This is a genomic window from Streptomyces sp. NPDC054765 (genome assembly GCF_053612065.1).
The window spans coordinates 18,516-38,318 of record NZ_JBSHBP010000073.1; the positions used below are offsets into that span (position 1 = coordinate 18,516).

19 protein-coding genes and 2 pseudogenes are annotated in these 19,803 nt (G+C 68.9%); 8 read left to right on the plus strand and 13 right to left on the minus strand.

The features are described 5' to 3' along the window. Positions 1-76 precede the first annotated feature (76 nt). From ACWGJY_RS31910 to ACWGJY_RS31920, 3 genes are read right to left on the minus strand one after another with little or no spacing between them, the layout of a single operon-like run. The gene (locus tag ACWGJY_RS31910; RefSeq protein ID WP_453264356.1) at positions 77-409 is read right to left on the minus strand and encodes an L-rhamnose mutarotase; all 333 of its coding nucleotides are present in this window, start codon (positions 407-409) and stop codon (positions 77-79) included. Continuing rightward, complete coding sequence (locus tag ACWGJY_RS31915) at positions 406-1,167, minus strand: SDR family NAD(P)-dependent oxidoreductase (RefSeq protein ID WP_453264357.1); 762 nt, start codon at positions 1,165-1,167, stop codon at positions 406-408. Before ACWGJY_RS31915 ends, ACWGJY_RS31910 begins: the two co-directional genes overlap by 4 nt. A gap of 1 nt (position 1,168) precedes the next feature. After that, positions 1,169-2,002: a fumarylacetoacetate hydrolase family protein gene (locus ACWGJY_RS31920; protein WP_453264358.1), complete on the minus strand. Its 834-nt coding sequence runs from the start codon at positions 2,000-2,002 to the stop codon at positions 1,169-1,171. Positions 2,003-2,647: 645 nt separating this feature from the next. Between ACWGJY_RS31920 and ACWGJY_RS31925 the strand changes: the two genes are divergently transcribed. The 4 genes from ACWGJY_RS31925 (at position 2,648) to ACWGJY_RS31940 (ending at position 7,039) form a co-directional block, all read left to right on the plus strand. Further along, a complete protein-coding gene (locus ACWGJY_RS31925) occupies positions 2,648-4,117 on the plus strand; it encodes an ABC transporter substrate-binding protein (RefSeq protein WP_453264359.1) in 1,470 nt (489 codons plus the stop codon). After that, complete coding sequence (locus ACWGJY_RS31930; protein WP_453264360.1) at positions 4,114-5,043, plus strand: carbohydrate ABC transporter permease; 930 nt, start codon at positions 4,114-4,116, stop codon at positions 5,041-5,043. Before ACWGJY_RS31925 ends, ACWGJY_RS31930 begins: the two co-directional genes overlap by 4 nt. Beyond that, positions 5,040-5,951 carry a carbohydrate ABC transporter permease gene (locus ACWGJY_RS31935; protein ID WP_453264361.1) on the plus strand — a complete coding sequence of 304 codons (912 nt, stop codon included), beginning with the start codon at positions 5,040-5,042 and terminating at the stop codon, positions 5,949-5,951. The genes ACWGJY_RS31930 and ACWGJY_RS31935 overlap by 4 nt, the downstream gene beginning before the upstream one ends. Positions 5,952-6,184: 233 nt before the next feature. After that, positions 6,185-7,039 (plus strand): FadR/GntR family transcriptional regulator, encoded by an 855-nt coding sequence (locus ACWGJY_RS31940; protein WP_453264362.1) that lies wholly within the window; start codon positions 6,185-6,187, stop codon positions 7,037-7,039. A gap of 198 nt (positions 7,040-7,237) precedes the next feature. Here ACWGJY_RS31940 and ACWGJY_RS31945 read toward each other — a convergent pair whose 3' ends face one another. After that, entirely contained in the window at positions 7,238-8,266 is a 1,029-nt protein-coding gene (locus ACWGJY_RS31945) for a LacI family DNA-binding transcriptional regulator (RefSeq protein ID WP_453264363.1), read from the minus strand. Positions 8,267-8,953: 687 nt separating this feature from the next. Here ACWGJY_RS31945 and ACWGJY_RS31950 point away from each other — a divergent pair. After that, positions 8,954-9,352 carry a Tn3 family transposase gene (locus tag ACWGJY_RS31950; protein ID WP_453264364.1) on the plus strand — a complete coding sequence of 133 codons (399 nt, stop codon included), beginning with the start codon at positions 8,954-8,956 and terminating at the stop codon, positions 9,350-9,352. Here ACWGJY_RS31950 and ACWGJY_RS31955 read toward each other — a convergent pair. The 7 genes from ACWGJY_RS31955 to ACWGJY_RS31985 form a co-directional block, all read right to left on the minus strand. Further along, positions 9,306-9,932 carry a carboxymuconolactone decarboxylase family protein gene (locus ACWGJY_RS31955; RefSeq protein ID WP_453264365.1) on the minus strand — a complete coding sequence of 209 codons (627 nt, stop codon included), beginning with the start codon at positions 9,930-9,932 and terminating at the stop codon, positions 9,306-9,308. The two genes, ACWGJY_RS31950 and ACWGJY_RS31955, sit on opposite strands and share 47 nt — an antisense overlap. After that, positions 9,929-10,705: an alpha/beta fold hydrolase gene (locus tag ACWGJY_RS31960; RefSeq protein ID WP_453264366.1), complete on the minus strand. Its 777-nt coding sequence runs from the start codon at positions 10,703-10,705 to the stop codon at positions 9,929-9,931. Before ACWGJY_RS31960 ends, ACWGJY_RS31955 begins: the two co-directional genes overlap by 4 nt. Before the next feature lie 4 nt (positions 10,706-10,709). Next, on the minus strand, positions 10,710-11,342 hold the full coding sequence (locus ACWGJY_RS31965; protein WP_453264367.1) for a TetR/AcrR family transcriptional regulator: 633 nt from the start codon (positions 11,340-11,342) through the stop codon (positions 10,710-10,712). Beyond that, positions 11,339-12,325, minus strand: coding sequence for an aldo/keto reductase (locus ACWGJY_RS31970; RefSeq protein WP_453264368.1), 987 nt, complete (start codon positions 12,323-12,325; stop codon positions 11,339-11,341). The genes ACWGJY_RS31965 and ACWGJY_RS31970 overlap by 4 nt, the downstream gene beginning before the upstream one ends. 602 nt (positions 12,326-12,927) lie before the next feature. Beyond that, on the minus strand, positions 12,928-13,383 hold the full coding sequence (locus ACWGJY_RS31975) for a hypothetical protein (protein WP_453264369.1): 456 nt from the start codon (positions 13,381-13,383) through the stop codon (positions 12,928-12,930). 81 nt (positions 13,384-13,464) lie between these two features. Beyond that, the gene (locus ACWGJY_RS31980) at positions 13,465-14,457 is read right to left on the minus strand and encodes an ROK family protein (RefSeq protein WP_453264370.1); all 993 of its coding nucleotides are present in this window, start codon (positions 14,455-14,457) and stop codon (positions 13,465-13,467) included. Continuing rightward, positions 14,454-16,166, minus strand: coding sequence for a class I mannose-6-phosphate isomerase (locus ACWGJY_RS31985; RefSeq protein ID WP_453264371.1), 1,713 nt, complete (start codon positions 16,164-16,166; stop codon positions 14,454-14,456). The genes ACWGJY_RS31980 and ACWGJY_RS31985 overlap by 4 nt, the downstream gene beginning before the upstream one ends. 261 nt (positions 16,167-16,427) lie before the next feature. On the opposite strand from ACWGJY_RS31985, the pseudogene ACWGJY_RS31990 reads away from it, so the two are divergent. Continuing rightward, a pseudogene (locus ACWGJY_RS31990) lies at positions 16,428-16,841 on the plus strand (SDR family oxidoreductase); the annotation flags it as partial. Between the two features lie 185 nt (positions 16,842-17,026). On the opposite strand, the gene ACWGJY_RS31995 reads toward ACWGJY_RS31990, so the two are convergent. Then, positions 17,027-17,758 carry an SDR family oxidoreductase gene (locus tag ACWGJY_RS31995; protein WP_453264372.1) on the minus strand — a complete coding sequence of 244 codons (732 nt, stop codon included), beginning with the start codon at positions 17,756-17,758 and terminating at the stop codon, positions 17,027-17,029. A gap of 141 nt (positions 17,759-17,899) precedes the next feature. On the opposite strand from ACWGJY_RS31995, the gene ACWGJY_RS32000 reads away from it, so the two are divergent. After that, the gene (locus ACWGJY_RS32000) at positions 17,900-18,490 is read left to right on the plus strand and encodes a TetR/AcrR family transcriptional regulator (protein WP_453264373.1); all 591 of its coding nucleotides are present in this window, start codon (positions 17,900-17,902) and stop codon (positions 18,488-18,490) included. Positions 18,491-18,818: 328 nt separating this feature from the next. Then, a pseudogene (locus ACWGJY_RS32005) lies at positions 18,819-18,959 on the plus strand (phosphotriesterase); the annotation flags it as partial. A gap of 97 nt (positions 18,960-19,056) precedes the next feature. On the opposite strand, the gene ACWGJY_RS32010 reads toward ACWGJY_RS32005, so the two are convergent. Next, positions 19,057-19,440: a PPOX class F420-dependent oxidoreductase gene (locus ACWGJY_RS32010; RefSeq protein ID WP_453264374.1), complete on the minus strand. Its 384-nt coding sequence runs from the start codon at positions 19,438-19,440 to the stop codon at positions 19,057-19,059. Between the last annotated feature and the right edge of the window lie 363 nt (positions 19,441-19,803).

Sequence of the window (19,803 nt, forward strand, 5' to 3'; positions counted from 1 at the left end):
GGAGGTTTCCTTCGGGTGGGCGCCCGTGCTCCGGTCCGCGGCGGGTGCGGGCCGGACCACGGGCGGGGCGGCGGGGTCAGTCGAGGTGAAAGATCTCTTCCGCAGCCGTCCAGAGCTCACCGGCCGGCGCGCTCTCCAGGGGCCGCTGGCAGGGGTCGGTCAGCTTCCACCACTCGCGCGAGACGGGGTCGGCGGCGATGCGGGCGGTGTCGGCCTCGTAGTCCTCGCCGGTGTATTCGAGGTAGCTGAAGAGCAGTCCGTCGCGCAGGAAGATGGAGTAGTTGCCGATGTGGGCTTCCCGCAGGGCAGCGAGGACACCGGGCCAGGCGTCCGCGTGCAGGGCGCGGTACCGCGCCTCCTTCTCGGGGCGCAGCCGGACCACGGCGGCGAACCGGCTCACGGGGCTCATCGCCCGCTCCGCAGCCGCAGCCCGTCCATTCCGCCGTCGACGGCGAGCGCGGTGCCGGTGGTGGAGGCGGCGGCCGGGGAGGCGAGATGGAGGACGGCCGCGGCGACCTCGTCCGCGTCCACGAGTCGGCCCTGGGGCTGGCGGGCGGCGAGGGCGGCCTGCTCGGCCGCCGGATCCTCGGCGCGGGCGAGCAGGCGGCCGATCCAGGGGGTGTCGGCGGTGCCGGGGTTCACGGCGTTGACGCGGATTCCGCGGGGCAGCAGGTCGGCGGCCATCGCCCGGGTCAGCGACAGGACGGCACCCTTGCTGGCGGTGTAGAGGGCGCGCTGCGGGAGGCCCGCGGTCGCGGCGATCGAGGCGATGTTGACGATCGCCGCGTGCGAGGAGCGGTCGAGCGCAGGCAGCACGGCCCGGGTGACCCGGACGAGTCCGAGGACGTTGACGTCAAGGACGCGGTGCCACTCTTCGTCGGCGTTGTCCTCGATCCCGCCCTGGGCGCCGATGCCGGCGTTGTTGACCAGGATGTCGAGGCCGCCGAAGGTGTCCAGGGCCGCTGCGGAGGCGGCCACCACGGAGGCGTCGTCCTGGAGGTCGGCCCTGCTGTAGCGGGCGATTCCGGCAAGGGCATCGGGGGCATCGGGGGCGCGGTCGAGTACGGCGACGCGCGCTCCCTCGGCGGCGAGCAGGCGGGCGGTGGCGAGGCCGATGCCGGAGGCGCCGCCGGTGACCAGGGCGCGCAGTCCGTCGAGCAGAGGCATGTCAGGCCTGCCCGACGGTCTGGCGCTGGTGTCCGAGTCCGTCGATCTCGACGTCCACGACGTCGCCGGCGCGCAGGTAGGGCGTGCCGGGCAGCCCCATGGCCACGCCCGCCGGGGTGCCGGTGTTGATGACGTCCCCGGGCCGCAGGGTCATGAAGTGGCTGAGGTAGTGCACGATCCGGTGGACTCCGAAGATCATGTCGGCGGTGGAACTGTTCTGGCGGAGCTCGCCGTTGACCGAGAGGCGCATGTCCAGGGCCTGGGGGTCGGGCACCTCGTCGGCGGTGAGCAGCCAGGGGCCGAGCGGGTTGAAGGTCTCGCAGTTCTTGCCTTTGTCCCACTGCCCGCCGCGTTCGAGCTGGAACTCCCGCTCGGAGACGTCGTTGCTGATGGCGTAGCCGGCCACGCACTGGGCGGCGGCCTGCTCGTCGGGGAGGTAGCGGGCCTCGCGGCCGATGACCACGGCGAGCTCGACCTCGTAGTCGGTCTTCACCGAGCGGCGGGGGACGAGGACTTCGTCGTCGGGTCCGACCACCGTGTCGGGCGTCTTGAGGAAGACGATGGGCTCCTCGGGAACCTCGGCGCCCGTCTCGGCCGCGTGGCGACGGTAGTTGAGCCCGATGCAGATGATCTTGCCGATGTCGCGCAACGGCGGGCCGAAGCGCTCGGGCGGGGGAACGGCGGGCAGTGTCCGCGGGTCGACGCCCGCGAGGACAGTGGGGAGGGCGGTGGGGGTCAGGTCCTCGACGAGTGGCCGCAGATCGCGCCACGTCCTGTCGGGGCCGAGGATCACGGGCTGTTCGGCCCCTGCCGCGCCGTGTCGTGCGAGTCTCATCGCGGGTCCTTCCGGAGTGGGTGGGTGGGGAAGTGCCGACCGCGCGCTGAGCGCGAAACGTTCCGCTGCACCGCCGATGCGCCACACGGGCAGCTCCTTGCTGGTGCCCGTACGACTGAAATAAGTCGGCTTCATTTGCCAAGTAGGACCATAAGGAACCGATCCATTGGGCGCAATGCATGCAGCAAAAGGCCCGAATACTATCTATTTAAACCTCTTCGTTCTTCATGCAGGGCAATTTTTCGCACAGATCTTCCCAAGGTGTAACGCCAGTGCCATAGTGATCCGACCGATGAAGCGGATTCATCCAGGCATTGCCGGGGGTGGGGTACGTGGAAGCGTCGTGGCGGGTTGCCGGCGCATCACATAGGGCCGCTCAGGGTCGTCATCGCCCGGGGTACGAGCGTGGCGCCGAGCAATTGCCGGACTACACCGCCGAGCAGAACCTGCGTCCCGGCGACCGCCTGGCCACCGAACGAGCGGAACCCGGTACGACCGGGCCGCCGAGCCCGTGACCGGCCGCTTCGTGCGGCTGACGGTCACCGGGGCCGACGGCAACGGCGGCAACATCTCCGACTTCCAGGTGTACGGCGAGCGCTGAGCCCGGCCCGGACGCCGGCCCAACGAACAGAGACGAAGGCCAGGATGAAGATCACTCATGTCGACGTACACCGGATCGACGTTCCCGCGGCCGATCCGCCGTTCAGCTGGCCTGCGGGCGCCCGGAGAACTGTAAGTCCTCATTGTCGTGCCACATCGGGACCGGGCCGTACGCTGCGCACCGCCGTCGTCGGCCTCTCCCTGGCGACCGCCGCCGCCCTCAGCGGCTGCGCCAGCGCCGACACGACGAGCTCCTCCGCTTCCGCCGCGAAGGAGTTCAAGCCCGCGGCGCAGAAGGCCGGCTCGCAGATCACGGTCTGGACGGACTCGACCCGTCTGCCGTCGGTCCAGGCATACCAGAAGGCCAACCCCGGTACGAAGATGAAGATCGTCACCTACGACGGCGGCGCCGACGGATCGACGTACCTCCAGTCGAAGGTGCAGTTGTTCGACCGCACCGGCAGCGGCTGGCCCGACGTCGTGTTCGGCTCGCCCACGGACGTGACCTGGGCCGCCCAGCCCACGAAGCCGGGCGCGCAGCCCTTCGCCGCGCCCCTGGACGAGAAGCTGGTGCCGCGGAGCACCCTCGACGGCTTCGCGAAGGGCTCACTGACGCCCTGCGAGTTCCAGGACCACACGTACTGCCTGCGCAATGACATCGCCCAGGTCGTGCTCTGGTACAACAAGCCGCTCATGGACAAGTGGGGCTACCAGGTCCCCGGCACCTGGGAGGAGTACGAGGCGCTGGGCAAGAAGGTCGCCAAGGAGCACCCCGGATACCTCGTGGGCTCGGTCGGCGACACCAACTCCCACGAGTCGTACTTCTGGGCCGGCCGGTGCCCCGCCTTCCACCTCGTCAAGCCGAACACGCTGCGCACCGACCTCGGCGACCCGAAGTGCGTGCGCACGGCGAAGCTGCTGGACGCGCTGATCGACGCGAAGGCCGTCACCATCAAGGGCTTCTTCAGCCAGGGCTTCGCCAAGGACAGCGGCGACAAGGTCCTGATGGCCTACGGCCCGTCCTGGTACGGCCAGTACCTGTTCAAGACGGCGTTCAAGGTGCCCGCGAAGCAGATGGCCGTGGCGCCGCCGCTCACCTGGAAGGGCGAGTCGAAGGCGAGCACCGGCAATGTCGGGGGCGGCGTGTGGATGGTGTCCTCGCACAGCGCGAACCTCAAGGCGTCCACCGACCTCGCGACCTGGCTGACGACCTCGGACGAGAACCAGTCCACGGCACCCACCTACCCCGCGTACACCAAGGCGGCGGACGCCTGGCTGGCCAACCCCGACAACAGCTCGTACTTCGCCGGTGACGTGAGCGGGCCGTTCAAGCAGGCCGCGGACCAGGTGTGGACCGGCTGGTCGAACACCAAGTTCTCGGACGCCACGTCCTGGTCCAACTCCGTGCTGCCGGCGTTGACCGCGGGCAAGAGCCTGAGCTCCGCCCTGCCGGCCTGGCAGAAGGAGATCAGCAACGAAGCGAAGGCCGACGGATACCAGGCGGTCAACGAATGACCGTGCTGAAGACCGAGCGCGTCGCTGTCCACCGAGGCGCCACCACGCAGCGACGGGCACGCCGGGCGAGCCGCGCAGGCTACCTGTTCGTCGCGGGGTACACGCTGCTGCTCTTCGCCTTCGGGGTCTTCCCGACCCTCTACTCGTTCTACCTCGCGCTGACCAACGACCGCGGACAGTTCACCGGCTTCAACCAGTTCGTGAAGGTCGCCCAGGACTACCGCTTCGTGCCGGCCTTCGCCCACATGCTGGTCTATCTCGTCATGTGGCTCGTCGTCCTGGTCGTCCTCGTCGTCCTCGTGGCCGTGGTGCTGCGTGGCCGGGTGCGGCCGGGCACCTCCGCCGTGCTGCGGTTCCTGTACTACATCCCGGGCGCCCTCGCGGGGGTCGCCAGTGTGCTGGTGTGGCTGTTCATGCTCGACCCGGACGTCAGCCCGGTGTCGTGGCTGCTGAACAGCCTGGGGATGCACTCCTTCTCCGCCGTCCTCGCACCCGGGAACCTGCCGCTCATCCTCATGCTGATCGCCTTCTGGACCGGGGCGGGGGGCTGGATGGTCGTCATGTACGGCGCGTTGAACAACATCCCGGACGAGGTCCTGGAGGCGGCGCGCATGGACGGTGCGGGCCCGTGGCGCACGGTCTGGCATATCCAGATTCCCATGATCCGCCAGTGGATCGTCTACATGACGATCATGGCCTTCGCGACCGGCACCCAGTTGTTCGTGGAACCGCAGTTGCTCCAGACCGCGAGCCTGGGACGGGTGAGCCCCACGTGGTCGCCCAATCAGCTCGCGTTCGTCTACGCCTTCCAGCAGGGCGACTTCAACGGCGCCGCAGCCATCTCCGTCTTCCTCCTGGCCCTGGGGCTGGTGGCCGCCGGGCTGCTGGTCGCCCGCTCGAACCTGTTCAAGTTGGACGAAAAATGACGCACCCCTCCCTCGTTTCCCCGGCCGGCCGGGCGCCGCGCCCCTCGAAACTCGCCTCGTTCCTCGTCGTCGGCGCCCTGCTCCTCCTGCTGCTGGTGTTCTTCGTGCTGCCGGTGGTGTGGCTGCTGCTCGCCCCCTCGAAGACCGCCGGCCAGGTCGTGCACGACAACCCGCTGTCCTTCGGCTCCTTCCACCAGATCGGCACCGCCTGGAAGAACCTGTTCGGTTTCCAGGACGGCGCCATGGCCAAGTGGCTGCTCAACTCGGCCATCTACTCCGGGGGGTCGCTGATCCTGACCCTCGCGGTCAGCATCCCGGCCGGATACGCGCTGGCACTGACGAAGTTCCGGGGCCGCAAGACGCTGCTCACCGTTACCCTGGTCACCATGATCATGCCGCAGGCCACCCTCGTGCTGCCGGTGTTCCTGGAGCTCAACCGCCTCCATCTGATCGGCACCATCTGGTCGGTGATCCTCCCCTTCTCCTTCTACCCCTTCGGCGTGTACCTCGTGTACATCTACTTCGGCAGCAGCCTGCCCCGGGACCTGCTGTCGGCGGCACGCATGGACGGCTGCACGGAATGGCAGTTGTTCACCCGGATCGCGCTGCCGCTCGCGAAACCGGTGATCGGGCTGGTCGCGTTCTTCAGCTTCGTGGCGAACTGGAACAACTTCTTCCTCCCTTATCTGGTGCTGCCCGGCAGCGACCAGTTCCCGGTGCAGGTCGGACTGAACCAACTCCTCACCTCCACGCCCTCGTTCAACCCGGTGGCGGGCGCGGGGCTGAACATCACGATTCCCGAGCTGTCCCTCGCGATCGTGGTGGCGATCCTCCCCGTGCTCGTGCTGTTCGTCTTCTCACAGCGCACGCTGGTCTCCGGGATGCTGGCAGGGGCCACAAAGGAGTGAATTCAACACCAAGTTCATATGCGGAAAGGCCTGGAGGAATCCGCAGCATATCCGGCCCGACGTAAGGCCGGTTTCGCGCCAGTCCGGACTCTGCCCCTCACGTCTTCTTTTGGAAACTTCAAGAGTCAGCGGGAATTACCGTCACCATCCGACAAGTGTCCACCACCCGATAAGTGTCATAGTAATCGTGGTAAATCAACTGGGCTTACCTAGTCCGATCAGGAAGTGTCGTCGTGCCAGGTGAACAATGGAAAAGCCCCGCGGGGGGTGCAGCCGGGTCCGGAAGCTACCGGCCGGGTTACGAGATGGTGGCCGAGCAGTTGCTCGCTTACGTCGCCGAACGCGAGATGCGTCCGGGCGACCGGCTGCCCACCGAAGTGCAGCTGGCCGAGGTGATGGACACCAGTCGTCATGTCATGCGGGAAGCAGTGAAGGTGCTCGCCGCGATCGGCCGGCTCAAGGTGCGCCGGGGGGCGGGCATCTTCGTGGCGGAAGCCGCAGGTCAGTTCGGCTCCGAGCTACTGGCGCACTACCAGCCCACCAGCATGGAAGACGTCCTGATGATGCTGGACTACCGCCGCCTGGTGGAGACCGAGTCGGCCAGGAAGGCCGGGCAGCTGGCCACACCGGGCGAGGTACGCGCCATCCGGGAAAGCGCGGACGCAAGCCTGCGGGCAGGCAACGGACCGGACATCGACATCGAGGCCTTCGCCTCGGCGGACACTCGGTTCCACGATGCGGTCGGTACTGCCGCGCACAACATTTTCCTGCGGGATGGTGCCGCCAACGTCCGAACTCTCGCCGCTCAGTCGGACGTACTCCTCTTCCACGGTGACGCGCCCGGCTCCCTGGAGGTCGCCGGACGTCAGCACATCGCCATCGCCGAGGCCATCGCCCAGGGCGAACCGGAGCTGGCGGCGGAACGCATGCAGGAGCACGTCGACACCACACGCCGCCAGTTCGAGCGCAAGATCCGTGACCGGCTCTTCGATTTCACCGAACCCCGACCGGTCTCCCCTCGCGACGACGGCCGGCGCTCGCGCGACGGCGACTCCTCGCGCTCTGCACCAGATGCCTCAGCCTCCTGACGATCAACGATTCGGCAGAGCACGGGGACTGAGCCGCCCACTGCCGGGGCGGTCCGACAAAGACCGGGCCGTCCTGGTCCTTGCTGCCGCTGTACCGCCTCTCGGCACCGCACAGGCGGCGACCTCCGGGGTGAGCTCCGGTCATCCCTTGATCACCGGAGCGACGAGCTTTCTGTTCACCTGCCCCGGCACCGTCGGTCATGCCCGGGACGGGTACCGGATGACGCGAGTGGGAACCACTGTCCTGCGCGCTGCGGGCTGGGGCGTGTCCCCCTGTCGCCGGTTTACGCGGTCCAGGAGCATCAGCGCCGCGCGGCGGCCGATCTCGTCGGCGTCGTAGGCGACAACCGTCAGTGGCAGGCCGAGTACGTCGGAGAGTTCGAAGTCGTCGAAGCCGACGAGAGCGACGGAGTGGTCCAGGGTGCGCACCGCACGGATCGCGCCGTGGCTCATCCGGTTGTTGGCGCAGAACACAGCGGTAGGAGAGCCAGGGCTGGAGAGCATCTCGCGTGCGGCCGCCTCGGCCGCGGCAACATCGCCCAGTCCTCGACGGATGTGCCGCTCGTCGGGCTGGAGTCCAGCCGACTCGTGCGCGGACCAGTAACCGCGGAACCGTTCGGCGCCGGTGTAGACGGCCGGCGGATTGCCAAGGAACCCGATTCGGCGATGCCCCTCCGCGATCAGCCGCCGGGTGCCTTCGTCGGCTCCGCCGAAGTCGTCCACCAGAACGCAGTCGGCGTCCATCCCCACCGGCGGCCTGGAGGCAAGGACCAAGGGCATCCTGTGCAGCGACGCAGGCGTGAGATGTGTGTGCCGGGTACCGGCCGGGACAACGATCAGCCCGTCCACTCCCTGCGCCACGAGGTCGCTCACCACATCCTGCTCGCGCAGATCCTGCCCGCCGGTGTTACCGAGCAGGACGCGTAGCCCGTGCTCCGTCAGCACCTCCTCCACTCCCAGGGCAAGCCGCGAGTAGAAGGGGTTGGCCAGGTTCGTCACCACAAGACCGACCAAGCCGCTGCCACCGCCCAGCCGCAAGCTGCGCGCGTTCATATTGCGCCGGTAGCCAAGAGCCTCGACGGCCGCCGTCACCCGTGCGCGGTTATGCGTGCTGACCCCCGGGTCCTCCTTCAGAACCCGGGAGACCGTCATGGCACTGACCCCGGCGTGTTCAGCCACGTCGCGCATGGTCGGCGCGCTGATACCGCCTGCTCGGCCGCGTGCCATGACGATCTCCTTCGCGCTCTGGGCACATCCCGCGATGGCTCGGGTTTGTCGTCATCGCTGTGACACGACGCCGGTTACCTTGGCCGGACCAGTCATTCTAGTGTGATGCGCCGTTCTCTCTGGTTTGTAGGTGCGTCGTGCACTGTCGCGTCACCCACAAGAGGGCTGCTGTGTACGACGGTTCGCGTCGCCGTGTCGTGCACGTCGGAGTTGTCGTCGAAGGCTCGTGGCTCATCAGACGGTCTCCGGAAGACTCCGCCCTTTCCCTGTACGCATGCCGTCGGGTCAGCGGTACTGGACCGTGCTTGACGAAGACCGGCTGGCGCCCGTATCGGCGGCGGACGAGTTCTTGCGGCACATGCGCTTTGGTCGTGATCAGGCCGAGTCGACGACGCGTACATACGCCGGGGCGGTCGCGCTCTACCTGACGTGGTGCGGGTGCACCGGGCGGGACTGGACGACGGCGGCGGGTCGCCTGGGCAGCTTCATGTTTTGGCTCCGGTACTCGCCCGGCGACGGCACTCCGGTGGTGGCCGGGCACGGGAGCGAGCCGGTTCGCGGACCGCGCCGGATCAACACGGGCTGGCCGGCGTCCAGCAACGCCTGGCGACCCTCACCCGCTGCCGCACGGGTCGCCAGGGCACGGAAGATCCCCGACGGCGCGCCGGTGGACTTCGTGCCCGCCAAGTGGGCCGGCTACCTGGAGGAGGCGGCGAAGAGCCGGGACGTGACGGCCTATTCGCGCTCTTCGACCTGGTCGGCATGCAGCTGTCCCCGCGCATCCGGGACCTGGGGAAGATCACCCTCTACCGGATGGACCCCCAGCGCGACGTCACCGCCGCCTGGCCGGCTACCGGCCGCTGCGGCCCCGCCGCCCGGAGCGGGCATGAGCCGTACGACGCCGGCGAAGGTCTCCGCCGAGACCCGCGGGCGGGCGCTGGTCGGCAAAGTTCCCACGGCTTGTCGAGGCGGAGGCCGCCGTTGCCTGCCGTGCAACAGACACCGGATCACATACACGGCCAACTATCTGGGATGAGCCCTAGCCGCGCTCGGCCGGAGGCGGTGCGGGCACCCGGAAGGCGTTGAGCAGGGCCGAAGTCGCGAGGTATGCGCCGATCAGGTTGACCATGTCCAGGACGCCGGTCTGCCCCACCGCCTCGACCGCGAGGCGGTACGTGTCGTCGCAGACGGACCGCGTGCGTGCCAGTTCGTCGGTGAAGCGGTGGACGGCTGCCTCGGCAGACGAAAAGTCGACACTCGAACGCCCGGCGAGGACGGCCTCGATCACCGGCTCCGCGACGCCGGTGTGCCGGCCCATCGCGGTGTGGACGTAGATCTCGTACTCGCAGTTCCACACCGCCCCGACGGTGAGAATGATGATCTCGCGCAGGGGCGCGGCCAGGGACGAGTGGGCCTGGTCGGCGAGGACCCAGGCCAGGAAGGCCGTGCCGGCGGCGGGACGGTGCACGAACGCGTTGAACGGGCCGATCAGATCTCCTTCGGCCGTGGCCGCGGCGGCCCCCGCCTCCCGGGCCCACGGCACCACCTCGGCCCGGATTCGTCGCTGCGCGGCGAGCTGGTCCTCGGTGAGCGGACCGCTGGAGGCCAGGGGCAGGCGCCCGCCCCAGTCCCGGTCTCCGGTCGATGGCTGAGCGGCGCCGGTCATGACGCGGCGAAGCCGGTGATGAGGTCGGACAGGGCCTCGGGCGCCTCCAGCGGCACCTGGTGGCCGGAGTCGACCGATGCGATCGTGACGTTGGACAGGTGGGGCACCGTCAGCCTCTTCTGCATCTCCAGGCCCCAGACCGGGTCGCTGTCGGCGATGATCAGCAGGGTCTCGACATCGATCGGCGCGGCGCGCTCGGTCCAGTCCTCGTAGATCCCCTTGTTCAGCCAGGCGTCCCAGGCCTTGCGGTTCATCTGCGCGTAGTCCTCGCAGGTGCGGTCGAACACCTCCGGCGTCAGCGGCACCGCGGTGCGGTCCAGCACGAACTTCTCCGCGTCAGCGTGGTCCCTGCGGCTCTCGAACAGTTCGCGCCGCAGGTCCTCGCCGCCGACCTCCTGCCCGAGCGGGGTGGGGGTGATCAGCACCAGCTTCGCCGGCGGATGCTTGAGCCCCAGCCCCGCGCCCGCGCGGCTGGCGAGGATCTGCATGACCTTGCCGGTCATCGAGTGGCCGACCAGCACGTAGTCGGTCAGGCCGAGCTCGTTGATCGTGGCGGCGAACGCGGCGGCCATCTCGGCCATCGTGTAGCCGGGGATCTCGCGCGCCTCGCCGTGGCCGGGCGCATCCACGGCGACGACCCGGAACTGCTCCGACAGCGGAGCGCCGGCCTCGATCCATTCGCGGCGGGCGAAACTGAACGAGTGCGAGGCCACGAGGGTGCGCCCGGGGCGCTTCGCATGGGGCTGCTGAGGAGTGTCGGTGAGGGGAAGCATGGTTCTAACCTCCGGTTGCCTTCGGTGCGGGGGACGGGGTGGTCGGTCGGGTGAGGATCAAGCCCTGCACGGCGGTACGGGCCAGGTGCACGCAGGAGTCCACGTCGATGGGCTGGTGGCCCAGCAGCAGGCGGAACGCTGCCGGGCCGAACAGCAGATCGATCGCCGCATCGGGCTCGACGTGCGGGTCGAGCTCGCCGCGCGCGACCCCGCGTTCCCACAACTCGCGCAGCGCCGCGCGGCGCGGCGCGAAGAACCGGGAGTTGAGCAGGTCGGCGGTACCGGGTTCCAGCACGGCGGCGGCGACCAGCTGGGCGAAGACGATGCCGTCGCGACCTTGGTAGTACTCGGCCAGACGGGCGACGGCCTGGACCAGGTCGTGCGCGCTGTCCCCGGTCTCGACCAGCGGCGCCAGGCGGCCGATGTGCGCGGCGAAGGCCTCGATCGCCAGCGCGGTGCGGTGCGGCCAGCGCCGGTAGATCGTGGGCTTGCTCACGCCGCTGCGGCGACTTACCGCCTCGACCGTGCATGCGGCGACGCCGCCTTCCAGGAGCAGTTGCGTGGCGGCGGTGAGCGCGAGCTCCTCGTGCTCGGGCTCGCGGGGCCGTCCCCGGCCGCGGGTTTGCCGGGCGGTCACGGCTGAGCCGAGGGTCGGACGGCCTGCAGCGGGCCGTGCCGCTCGCCGGACACGTGCCGGGCGAGCGGATCGAGCCGCGCCAGCACCGCGTCGTCCAGCGAGATCGTGAGCGCGGCCACGTTCTCGGCCACGTGGCGCGGGCTGCTGGTGCCGGGGATGGGCGCCACGGAGATCCCGAGCTGCCGACCGCGGGCGTGCACCCAGGCCAGTGCGAGCTGCGCGCCGGTGACACCCAGCTGCGCCGCCAGCGCGCCCACCGTCTCGGCCAGCCGCCGGTTGGCGGTGGCGTGATCGCCCCGGAACCGGGGGTGGGCGCGTCGGGAGTCGTTCTCTCCCAGCGAGCCCGGATCCACCGTTCCGGTCAGGAAGCCGCGCCCCAGCGGCGCGTACGGCACCAGGCCGACGCCGAGCTCGGCCATGGCCGGTACGACGGCTTCGACCTCCCGGCTCCACAGGGAGTATTCACTCTGCACTGCGGCGATCGGGTGCACGGCGTGCGCCTGCCGCAACTGGTCCGCGTCGACCTCGCACAGCCCGAGGTGGCGCACCTTGCCCGCGGCCACCAGCCCCGACATCGCCTGAACGGTCTCGGTGAGCTCGACATCCTGCGGTGGCCGGTGCAGGTAGTACAGGTCGATGTGCTCGACGCCCAGGCGCAGCAGCGAGGCGTCGCAGCAGCGGCGCACGTAGTCCGGCTCCCCGCGCACACGGCGACGGTGATCGCCCGCCGAGCGGTCGATGCCGAACTTGGTGGCTACCACGACGCCCTCGCGCCGGTCCGCGATCGCGCGGCCGAGCAGGACCTCATTGTGCCCGGCACCGTAGATGTCGGCGGTATCCAGCAGGGTGACACCCAGATCCAGTGCGCGGTGGACGGCCGAGAGGGCCCGATCCCAGTCGGACCGGCCGTAGTACTCGCTCATGCTCATACAGCCCAGTCCCTGCGCCGAGACTTGAAGTGACCCGAGCGCGGTGTGGCGCATCGCCATCTCCTTTACGTTACGACACGTAAATTAATGCACGGTTCTGCCGATCCGCAACACCCGGGCTCCGGGACGCGGGTGGCATGGCGCCGACCCGCCCTGGAAAGGTCCAGGTCCGAGGCGTGGTCCGGGCGAAGACGAGGCGCGCGGCCACGGATCTCGGCGAGCAGGCCCGCCTGAGGTCACCGCCGGGTCGGCTGCGACGCGGCTGACTTCGACACCCGGCGAGGTAGATGCGGGAGTATCGCCGGCAAGGCAGACAGGAATCCGACGAGGCGGGAACACGGAGTATCGCGAGAACAACCTGCGCGAGCGAGATTGCGGCGTTGGCCCAGATCGGGGCTGGCGCGCACCACCCGTGCAAGGGCAGCGGTCCTCGGCTTCGCCGCCCGGGGGTTCGTGGTGTGGATCCGGCCGGGACTCAACCTCGGCAACGACGCTGCGAGCCGCGGCTTCCAGCCGGCGGTTTTGATTGCAGCCGCGAGCATTCAGACGGCGGTCGCACTGTTCGGCCTCGGCGGGAACGAGACGGGCAATGCCCGGGGTCGCGGGAGCAACCGGGAGCGAAATCCGGTCCGTAAACACCCGCTGGGGTCGCCGGATCATCGACCGCGAAAACAACGGATATGGCTGACCTGGGGTGATGCGGTGGCCACTCGGCGGGCTCCACGGCCTGTTCGTCGTGTTCGCGCAGCATGCGCATGACGGTGGCGGGTGAGGGGTGTTGTCCCTTCTTCTTGTAGGGCATGAGTGCCCGCCGACCACGCCAGCGCCGCGACCACGCCGGCCGGTGACCAGTTCAGCGGCAGCACCAGCCAGACCAGGAATCCGAGGGCGAGGAGCGTGAGGTGGTACTGGCCGACATGGGCCAGGTTCGCCCTCCAACCGCGGCGGGGGCTCGCTCCGGCAGCGACCTCCTCCGGTGTCGGGGCTCCCTTCTTCGCCGCTTGCCAGTCGCACCGGCCGGTGACGTGGTCGGCGAGGTGGTGACCGACGAGGAGGAAGAAGCCGCTCCCGGCGAACGTCGCCAGGGTCATCAGATCATCGACGGTCGCCATCAGACCATCACCGTCCGCGACATGTCTCGCGCAGCGATCTGTCCCGGCCCAGAGCTGCTGACCAGGAACGATGCCGGACGATCAGTCAGTTGAACAGGCCCTCCCCAACAGAAGCGACGTGCCACGAGCATGCTGTTCGGCCTGGAGCATTCCGTGCGACCGGCCGGGGGGTTGCAAGGCCCAGTGCGCGGCGCCGGTGAGTGCAGCATCAGCGGGCGACGCTGCCGGGCACAGTTCCATTTCTGGGCGCGCTTGTCCCGCGTGCGCCTTCAGTCCCCGTCGCAGTGGAGGAGCGACAAGGTCCCACGAGGCGCTCATCGAGCCGCCCACCACCACTACCTGGGGCCGAAATCGCGCGCACCAGGGTCGCAGGGCCCGCCCCAGGCTCTCGAAACACTCGGTCAAGGTATCGGCGGCCTGCCGATCCCCTGTCCGGGCACGGTCCGCGATCTCCCTGACGTCCAGTGCCTCGGGGGCGTCACCCCGGTCCGTGCGGCGCGCCGCGTACCCGGCCATGATCGCCCGCCTCGACACGACCTCCTCCAGCGGGAGCCCGTTGATACGGAGTAGATGGGCCCGCCCGTCCGGCGGCACCTCGGGGCCACTGAACACAGGTGTCCCGGCTTCAAGGAACGAGGTGCCCACTCCCGTGCCCAACGTGACGCCGAGCACTCGCTGCCGCCCGTTCGCGGCACCCCGGTGGTACTCGCCGAGGGCGAAGGCGTCGGCGTCATTGAGGAATATCAAATCGCCCGGACCGAGGCCCAGCCGTCTCGCGAGTTCAGCGCCCACGTCGATGCCGTTGAGGGCCTCGAACTTGCCCACGTCGCGAAAACGTCCGACGCCGGCGCCGTAGTCGAACGGGCCGGGTATGGCCACAGCCCACCGTGTTCCCCGCTCAGCCCGGATTCTCCGCGCGGCCTGCGCGATACGGTCCAGCAGTTCGGGGGCAGGCGCATGTGCGTCGAGCCGTAGCCGCACCGACGTGCGGACCGGATGGGCCGCCGCTTCAGTGTCCACGAGAGCGGCGGTCACATGGGTGCCTCCGACCTCAAGTACGGGCACGTCGTTCATGTGGACGTCACCCGTGCCTTGACCACGTGGACAGGACGTTCACCGATCCGTCGCAGCCGGTAGCCGCCCACCGCGGCGGGCACGGTCAGCGTCTCCGCGAAGGCGAGATCGTGTCGCCGGCCGTCGGCGGTCTCCACCACAACGCCGTCGCCGGAGGAGACGTTGAGGATGTGGAAGCGCCCGTCGGTGTCGTCCTCGACCAGGATGGCGTCATCGATGACGAACCGGTACACGGCATAGAAGACCTCGGGCAGTTCTCCTAGCACTTCTTCACGCCAGCCAGACCCCTCACGCAGCGTGCGTGGTGGCTGAATGAGTTCCTTGAGCACCGTTTCGCCGCGCCTCGTGGTGTCCAGGTTGGCGAAAGCGTGGCCGTGCGAAAGGGGACGCGGTACACCTGTGCCGGATCGGCGAAGCCAGTCGTAGAAACGCAGGGAGTACAAGTACGGGGTGGCACTGATTTCCAGGACCAGGTTGCCGGCACCAGAGGCGTGCGGCGTGCCCGCCGGAATCATGTAGAGCTGACCGGGCTCGGCGGGGTGCGCCTGGACGTGATCCTCGACGCACAGTGTCGTCGCCTCGTTCGCGGACCGCTCGACGTCCGCGCGCATGGCTGACACGTCCGTGTCCTCGTTCAGGCCGAGGAACACCTGAGAGCCGGGCAGGCTGTCCGTGACGTAGTACGTCTCGTGCTGGGTGTACGGCCGGCCGAAGATCTCGCGCATGTAGGTTTCACGCGGGTGCAGATGCAGAGAGAGATTTCCGCCGCCGACGGTGTCGAGGTAGTCGAAGCGGATGGGGAAGGACGTACCGAAGCGGCGGTGCACGTCGGTGCCGAGGAAGGCTTCGGAGTGCAGTACGCAGAGCAGAGGGAAAGGCAACTCCACTTGTGGCTCGCTTTGGTCACCGACCAGTACGCCCGCCTCGGGTGCGATCAGTTCGTAGCCGAGTGCCGTGTTGCCGTGCGGCGGGCGGAAGCCGAGTCTGTCTCCAGCCCATTGGCCGCCCCACGGAGTGGAGTTGAAGTACGGGCGGGTACGCACGGGACCGCGCGCGAGGTCGGCGAGGGTGGCACGCATGGCCTTCCCGTCCAAGGAGGCGGGAGCCTCGGGGATCTGCAGGTCGAACCAGCGGTCGATATGGGGTGCGAGCTCGTCACGATGCCGGTCGACGACGGGCCAGTCGATGTAGAAGAGGCTCCTCAACTCACCGGGCTCACCGGGCCTGCCGAGGTTTGATCCCACCGGAAGCCGCCCTTCGGCCACCGCGCTCTCCGCGTACCGTTTGGGTAGGTCCACCCACCACACCAGATCGGGCGAGCACAGGGCAGCGCCCGGCCCGTGTACGAGCAGCACTCCATCATCGGGCCGCGGAACGTCGGGCCGTCCGTCCAGGAACAGGTCGGCCATCGAGAAGTCGGCCAGCTCCAGGAAGAACGGGTCCGCGTCATCGTCCGGCACGCACAGCCGCTCGACGGCCGACGGTGACCACAGCGTGCGGACGTCGAGGGCGTGCACGCCAGTGCCGCGCGCGTGCAGCGCGGCCACCAGGTCCGACACCACCCTCGCCCAGTCCAATGCCGCCGGGCCGTCGACGGCGAGTACCGAGGGTGTGGCCGGTATGTCGGTTACGGCCGCGTCCCACCCCGAGACGACCGTCCCGACGGCGGGGTAACGAGGTTCGCGGTCGTAGGGGCGAGGCTGAGACACAGATGCTCCAGGTGACGTAGCGGCCGGACAGCGCCTAGGTAACGTTAACATCTTCGCGCGCCTGTGAATCTTGTCGCGGGTATGGCCAAATACCTTGTACAAGGAAGGGAGTTACGATGCCACGCCGCAATGGGGTCGGGGTGCTCACCACTCGGTAACGTTAACTTCACGGAGGGGAGGCGATGGCGCCGCGGTGGCATTCCAGTACGCCGCGCATCGCGATCCGCGGTGGACCGGAGGGCCCGCTGCGGGAGTCCGGCGCGGGAGTCCGGCCTGGAGTGGGCCATCCTGCGGCCGGGCGGCTTCGCCTCCAACGCCCTGTGGTGGGCCGATTCCGTTCGCACGCAACAGGTCGTCGCCGCGCCCTTCGGCGACGTCGGCGTGCCCTTCGGCGACGTCGGCGTGCCCTTCGGCGACGTCGGCGTGCCGACCATCGACCCGGCGGACATCGCCGCGGTCGCGGCGGCCTGCCTGCTGGATGACCGGCACACCGGCGGCCTGTACGAACTGACCGGCCCGGAGGTGATCACTCCGCGCCGGCAGGCGGCAGTCATCGCCGCCGCGTTGGGCTCGCCAGTGAGGTTTCACGAGCTCACCCGCGACGAGGCGGTCCCCGCCCAGCGCAAGACCCGTCGCGAGTACGAGAACCGGGTCAGCACCCTCGACACGGCCGGACCGTGATCCGGGTCAACGGCTACCGCTCATTTCCGTTCGGATACTCCCCGAGGGCCTTGAGGCCCGTGGGTTCAGCGGAACTGAAGCCTGTTCAGCGGGAACTCGCGAGTCGGTTCGTGTGCGTCAACTGGGGGTATTCGTGGGGCCGGTAGGAATGCAGGGGTGGGCTGCGTGGCTGCGCAGACCTATCCCTGGGCGGTGGGGCGAACGACGATGTCACCTACATCGACACCGTCCGGCTGCTCGATGGCGAAGGTGATGGCGCGGGCCACCGCATCCGGCGAAAGACCGATCTCCATCAACGTGTCGATCTGGGTCTTCACGGCCGGATCCATGCGTTCCGCGAAGTCCGTGCGGACAGCGCCGGGTGAGACGACGGTCACGCGCAGGCTGTCGCCGGCCTCCTGGCGCAGGCCCTCGGAGATGGTGCGCACGGCGTTCTTCGTACCGGCGTACACCGACTGGAGCGGCACGATGCGCAGTCCGGCGGTGGACACGGTGTTGACGAAATGCCCGAAGCCCTGCTCCCGGAAGACGGGAAGGGCTGCGGCGATCCCGTACAGGACGCCTTTGAGGTTGACGTCGATCATCTCCTCCCAGTCCTCGACGCGCAGGTCGTCCAGGGGGGAAATCAAGCCGACGCCGGCATTGCTGACGAGGACGTCGAGCTTGCCGTACCGGTCGCGTGCCAGCTTGACGAGACCGGAGAGGTCCTCGCGTCGTGTCACGTCCGTGCGGGCCCAGGCGGCATCACCGCCGGCCTTTTCGATGCGGGCGGCCAGGGCCTCAAGACGCTCCGGACGGCGTGCCCCGAGCACGATCTTCGCGCCGCGCTCGGCGAGCAGAAGCGCGGTTGCCTCGCCGATGCCGCTGCTGGCGCCCGTGACCGCCACGACTTTTCCTTCGATTCCCGACACGATGGACGGTCCTTCCAGAAGAGGGGTGAGGGCAGGCCATGCCCATGCCATGCCCTAAAGTGAAAGTGGAGGCGCCGCCACTTGATCGATACTAAGTGGCGGCACCTCCACTTAGCAAATAGCGACAGGAGAGAACCGCCGATGACCCGAGATGCAGGACGCCCGCTGCGGGCTGACGCACAGCGGAACCGGGACAAGATCCTGGCCGCCGCGGTGCGTGTGTTCACCGAGGAGGGACTGGACGCGCACTTCGAGCGCATCGCCAGGGAAGCGGGCGTGGGAACCGGCACCCTCTACCGCAACTTCCCCACCCGGGAGGCCCTGATCGAGGCGGCGTACCGCAACGAAGTGGCCCGGCTGTGCGACGCCGTCCCCGGCCTCCTTGCGGCGATGCCGCCGTCTGAGGCCCTGCGTGCGTGGACGCGCCGCTTCATCGACTACGCCACCGCCAAACTCGGCATGGCCGAAGCTCTGCGAGCCGTCGTCAATTCGGGAACCAACCCCTACGCCGACAGTCACGAGATGATTCAGGCCGCCCTCTCTTCCCTCATGGACGCCAATACCGCTGCCGGAACGATCCGGTCCGACATCAGTCCGACCGACATGTTCGCCGCCCTCGCCGGCATCGCCCTCACCTCGGCCAAGCCCGAGCAGCGAGAGCAGGCCGAACGCCTCCTCGACCTCACCCTGGACGGACTGAAACCCGTGCCGCCGCGGCTCCCCGAAAACTGAGGGCAGAACCCGGACGTCACCGAAGCTGCTGTTCAGCGGCCTGTACCAGGAGTGCTCGTGCGGAGTCCGAGTAGCGCATCGCGGTCTTCTCATCGAGCCCGAACACCTCGGCGAGGTGGAGCGGATCGGGCCCGTGGGTGTGGGCCTCTTCGAGTTGCCGGTCGACGCGGAGCCGCTCCAGCGTCGCGCCCTGCCCTGTCCTGTCCAGCAGCAGTCCGGCTCATCCTCGCCCTCGCCGCGGTTCACGCCGCCCGGGTCGCTCAGATCGGCACCCTCAGGCTCGACGACGTCGACGTCGGCAACCGCCGACTCACCATCACCGGACGAGTACGCCCGCCGGATCCTGCTGGGCGCCGACACCACGACGGCCGGCGCCAGGTCGGTCAGCGGCGGCCCCGGCATGCCGTATCTGCTGCGCCGTCACCGGGAGCGGCTCGAACTCACCCTGGGCGCCGGGCTTGTGACGTAGATTCTGACGGCCAATCCGGCACGCCCCTTCGCCGCCGACTGGGCGCGGGCCCCGCACACCGGCCGGGGAACGGGGCTGGGCAGGGCGGGGCAGACGCCTACAGCGTGACGGAGATCCCCACATGTGGGCGCTTGCCCCCGCGCACCAGCGCGCCGACGACGTCCATCAGCCGGAATCGCAGCCCGTATTTGCGTGCCATCGCCTTGCGCACCCGGCCGAGCCCGGAAGCACCCTCCAGGAGCCGGCCGGTGCCCTCGACGGTCCGGGCGCCCTCGGCGATCCGGCCGCGGACATCGCACGGGGTGACCGTCACCCGTGCGTCATTGCGCAGCCGCTTCACCTTCCAGCTGTCGTCCCGTGTCCACACCAGGAGTTCCGCCCCGTCGGCCACCGCCCATACGGGGGTGGCCACCGGGCTGCCGTTCCTGCGGTAGGTGACCAGGCTGACGTACGCGCTGCCTGCGACGGCATCGGGAATCATGGCCGCAGCCTAAGGGCTCTCCCGCGGCTTCAGACCTTCGGGGCGCCGGACTTGTTTTTGACAGGGTGAACGGGAGCCACTCGGGCAACGGAAACGGAAGCCACGTTGCTCTGTCCGTGAAGGGGATGGATAACGACGCAGGTCCATGATCGGCAACGAGAATTGGAGCCACCTCCAGCGGATGACATCGGGCTGCGCTGAGGGCGGGGCGGAGTGTTCTGCGGTAAAGATGCGGGTGTGAATCGATAGCTTTGGTCGTCCCGGGCCCACTAGGGCCTGTGTGTGGTTGTGATCAATCAGTTGCCTGCAGGAGGTCATTGACCCAGATCATCGAGGCGCGGAGGTGGAGGCCGGCGAGGTAGC

Coding starts and splice junctions, on each gene's coding strand:
- ACWGJY_RS32010 (WP_453264374.1), bottom strand. CDS start 19,440: ATGATTCCCGATGCCGTCGCAGGCAGCGCGTACGTCAGCCTGGTCACC.
- ACWGJY_RS31960 (WP_453264366.1), bottom strand. CDS start 10,705: ATGCTTCCCCTCACCGACACTCCTCAGCAGCCCCATGCGAAGCGCCCC.
- ACWGJY_RS31920 (WP_453264358.1), bottom strand. CDS start 2,002: ATGAGACTCGCACGACACGGCGCGGCAGGGGCCGAACAGCCCGTGATC.
- ACWGJY_RS31925 (WP_453264359.1), top strand. CDS start 2,648: ATGAAGATCACTCATGTCGACGTACACCGGATCGACGTTCCCGCGGCC.
- ACWGJY_RS31935 (WP_453264361.1), top strand. CDS start 5,040: ATGACGCACCCCTCCCTCGTTTCCCCGGCCGGCCGGGCGCCGCGCCCC.
- ACWGJY_RS31915 (WP_453264357.1), bottom strand. CDS start 1,167: ATGCCTCTGCTCGACGGACTGCGCGCCCTGGTCACCGGCGGCGCCTCC.
- ACWGJY_RS31910 (WP_453264356.1), bottom strand. CDS start 409: ATGAGCCCCGTGAGCCGGTTCGCCGCCGTGGTCCGGCTGCGCCCCGAG.
- ACWGJY_RS31975 (WP_453264369.1), bottom strand. CDS start 13,383: ATGGCGACCGTCGATGATCTGATGACCCTGGCGACGTTCGCCGGGAGC.
- ACWGJY_RS31930 (WP_453264360.1), top strand. CDS start 4,114: ATGACCGTGCTGAAGACCGAGCGCGTCGCTGTCCACCGAGGCGCCACC.
- ACWGJY_RS31980 (WP_453264370.1), bottom strand. CDS start 14,457: ATGAACGACGTGCCCGTACTTGAGGTCGGAGGCACCCATGTGACCGCC.
- ACWGJY_RS31955 (WP_453264365.1), bottom strand. CDS start 9,932: ATGACCGGCGCCGCTCAGCCATCGACCGGAGACCGGGACTGGGGCGGG.
- ACWGJY_RS31970 (WP_453264368.1), bottom strand. CDS start 12,325: ATGCGCCACACCGCGCTCGGGTCACTTCAAGTCTCGGCGCAGGGACTG.
- ACWGJY_RS31945 (WP_453264363.1), bottom strand. CDS start 8,266: ATGGCACGCGGCCGAGCAGGCGGTATCAGCGCGCCGACCATGCGCGAC.
- ACWGJY_RS32000 (WP_453264373.1), top strand. CDS start 17,900: ATGACCCGAGATGCAGGACGCCCGCTGCGGGCTGACGCACAGCGGAAC.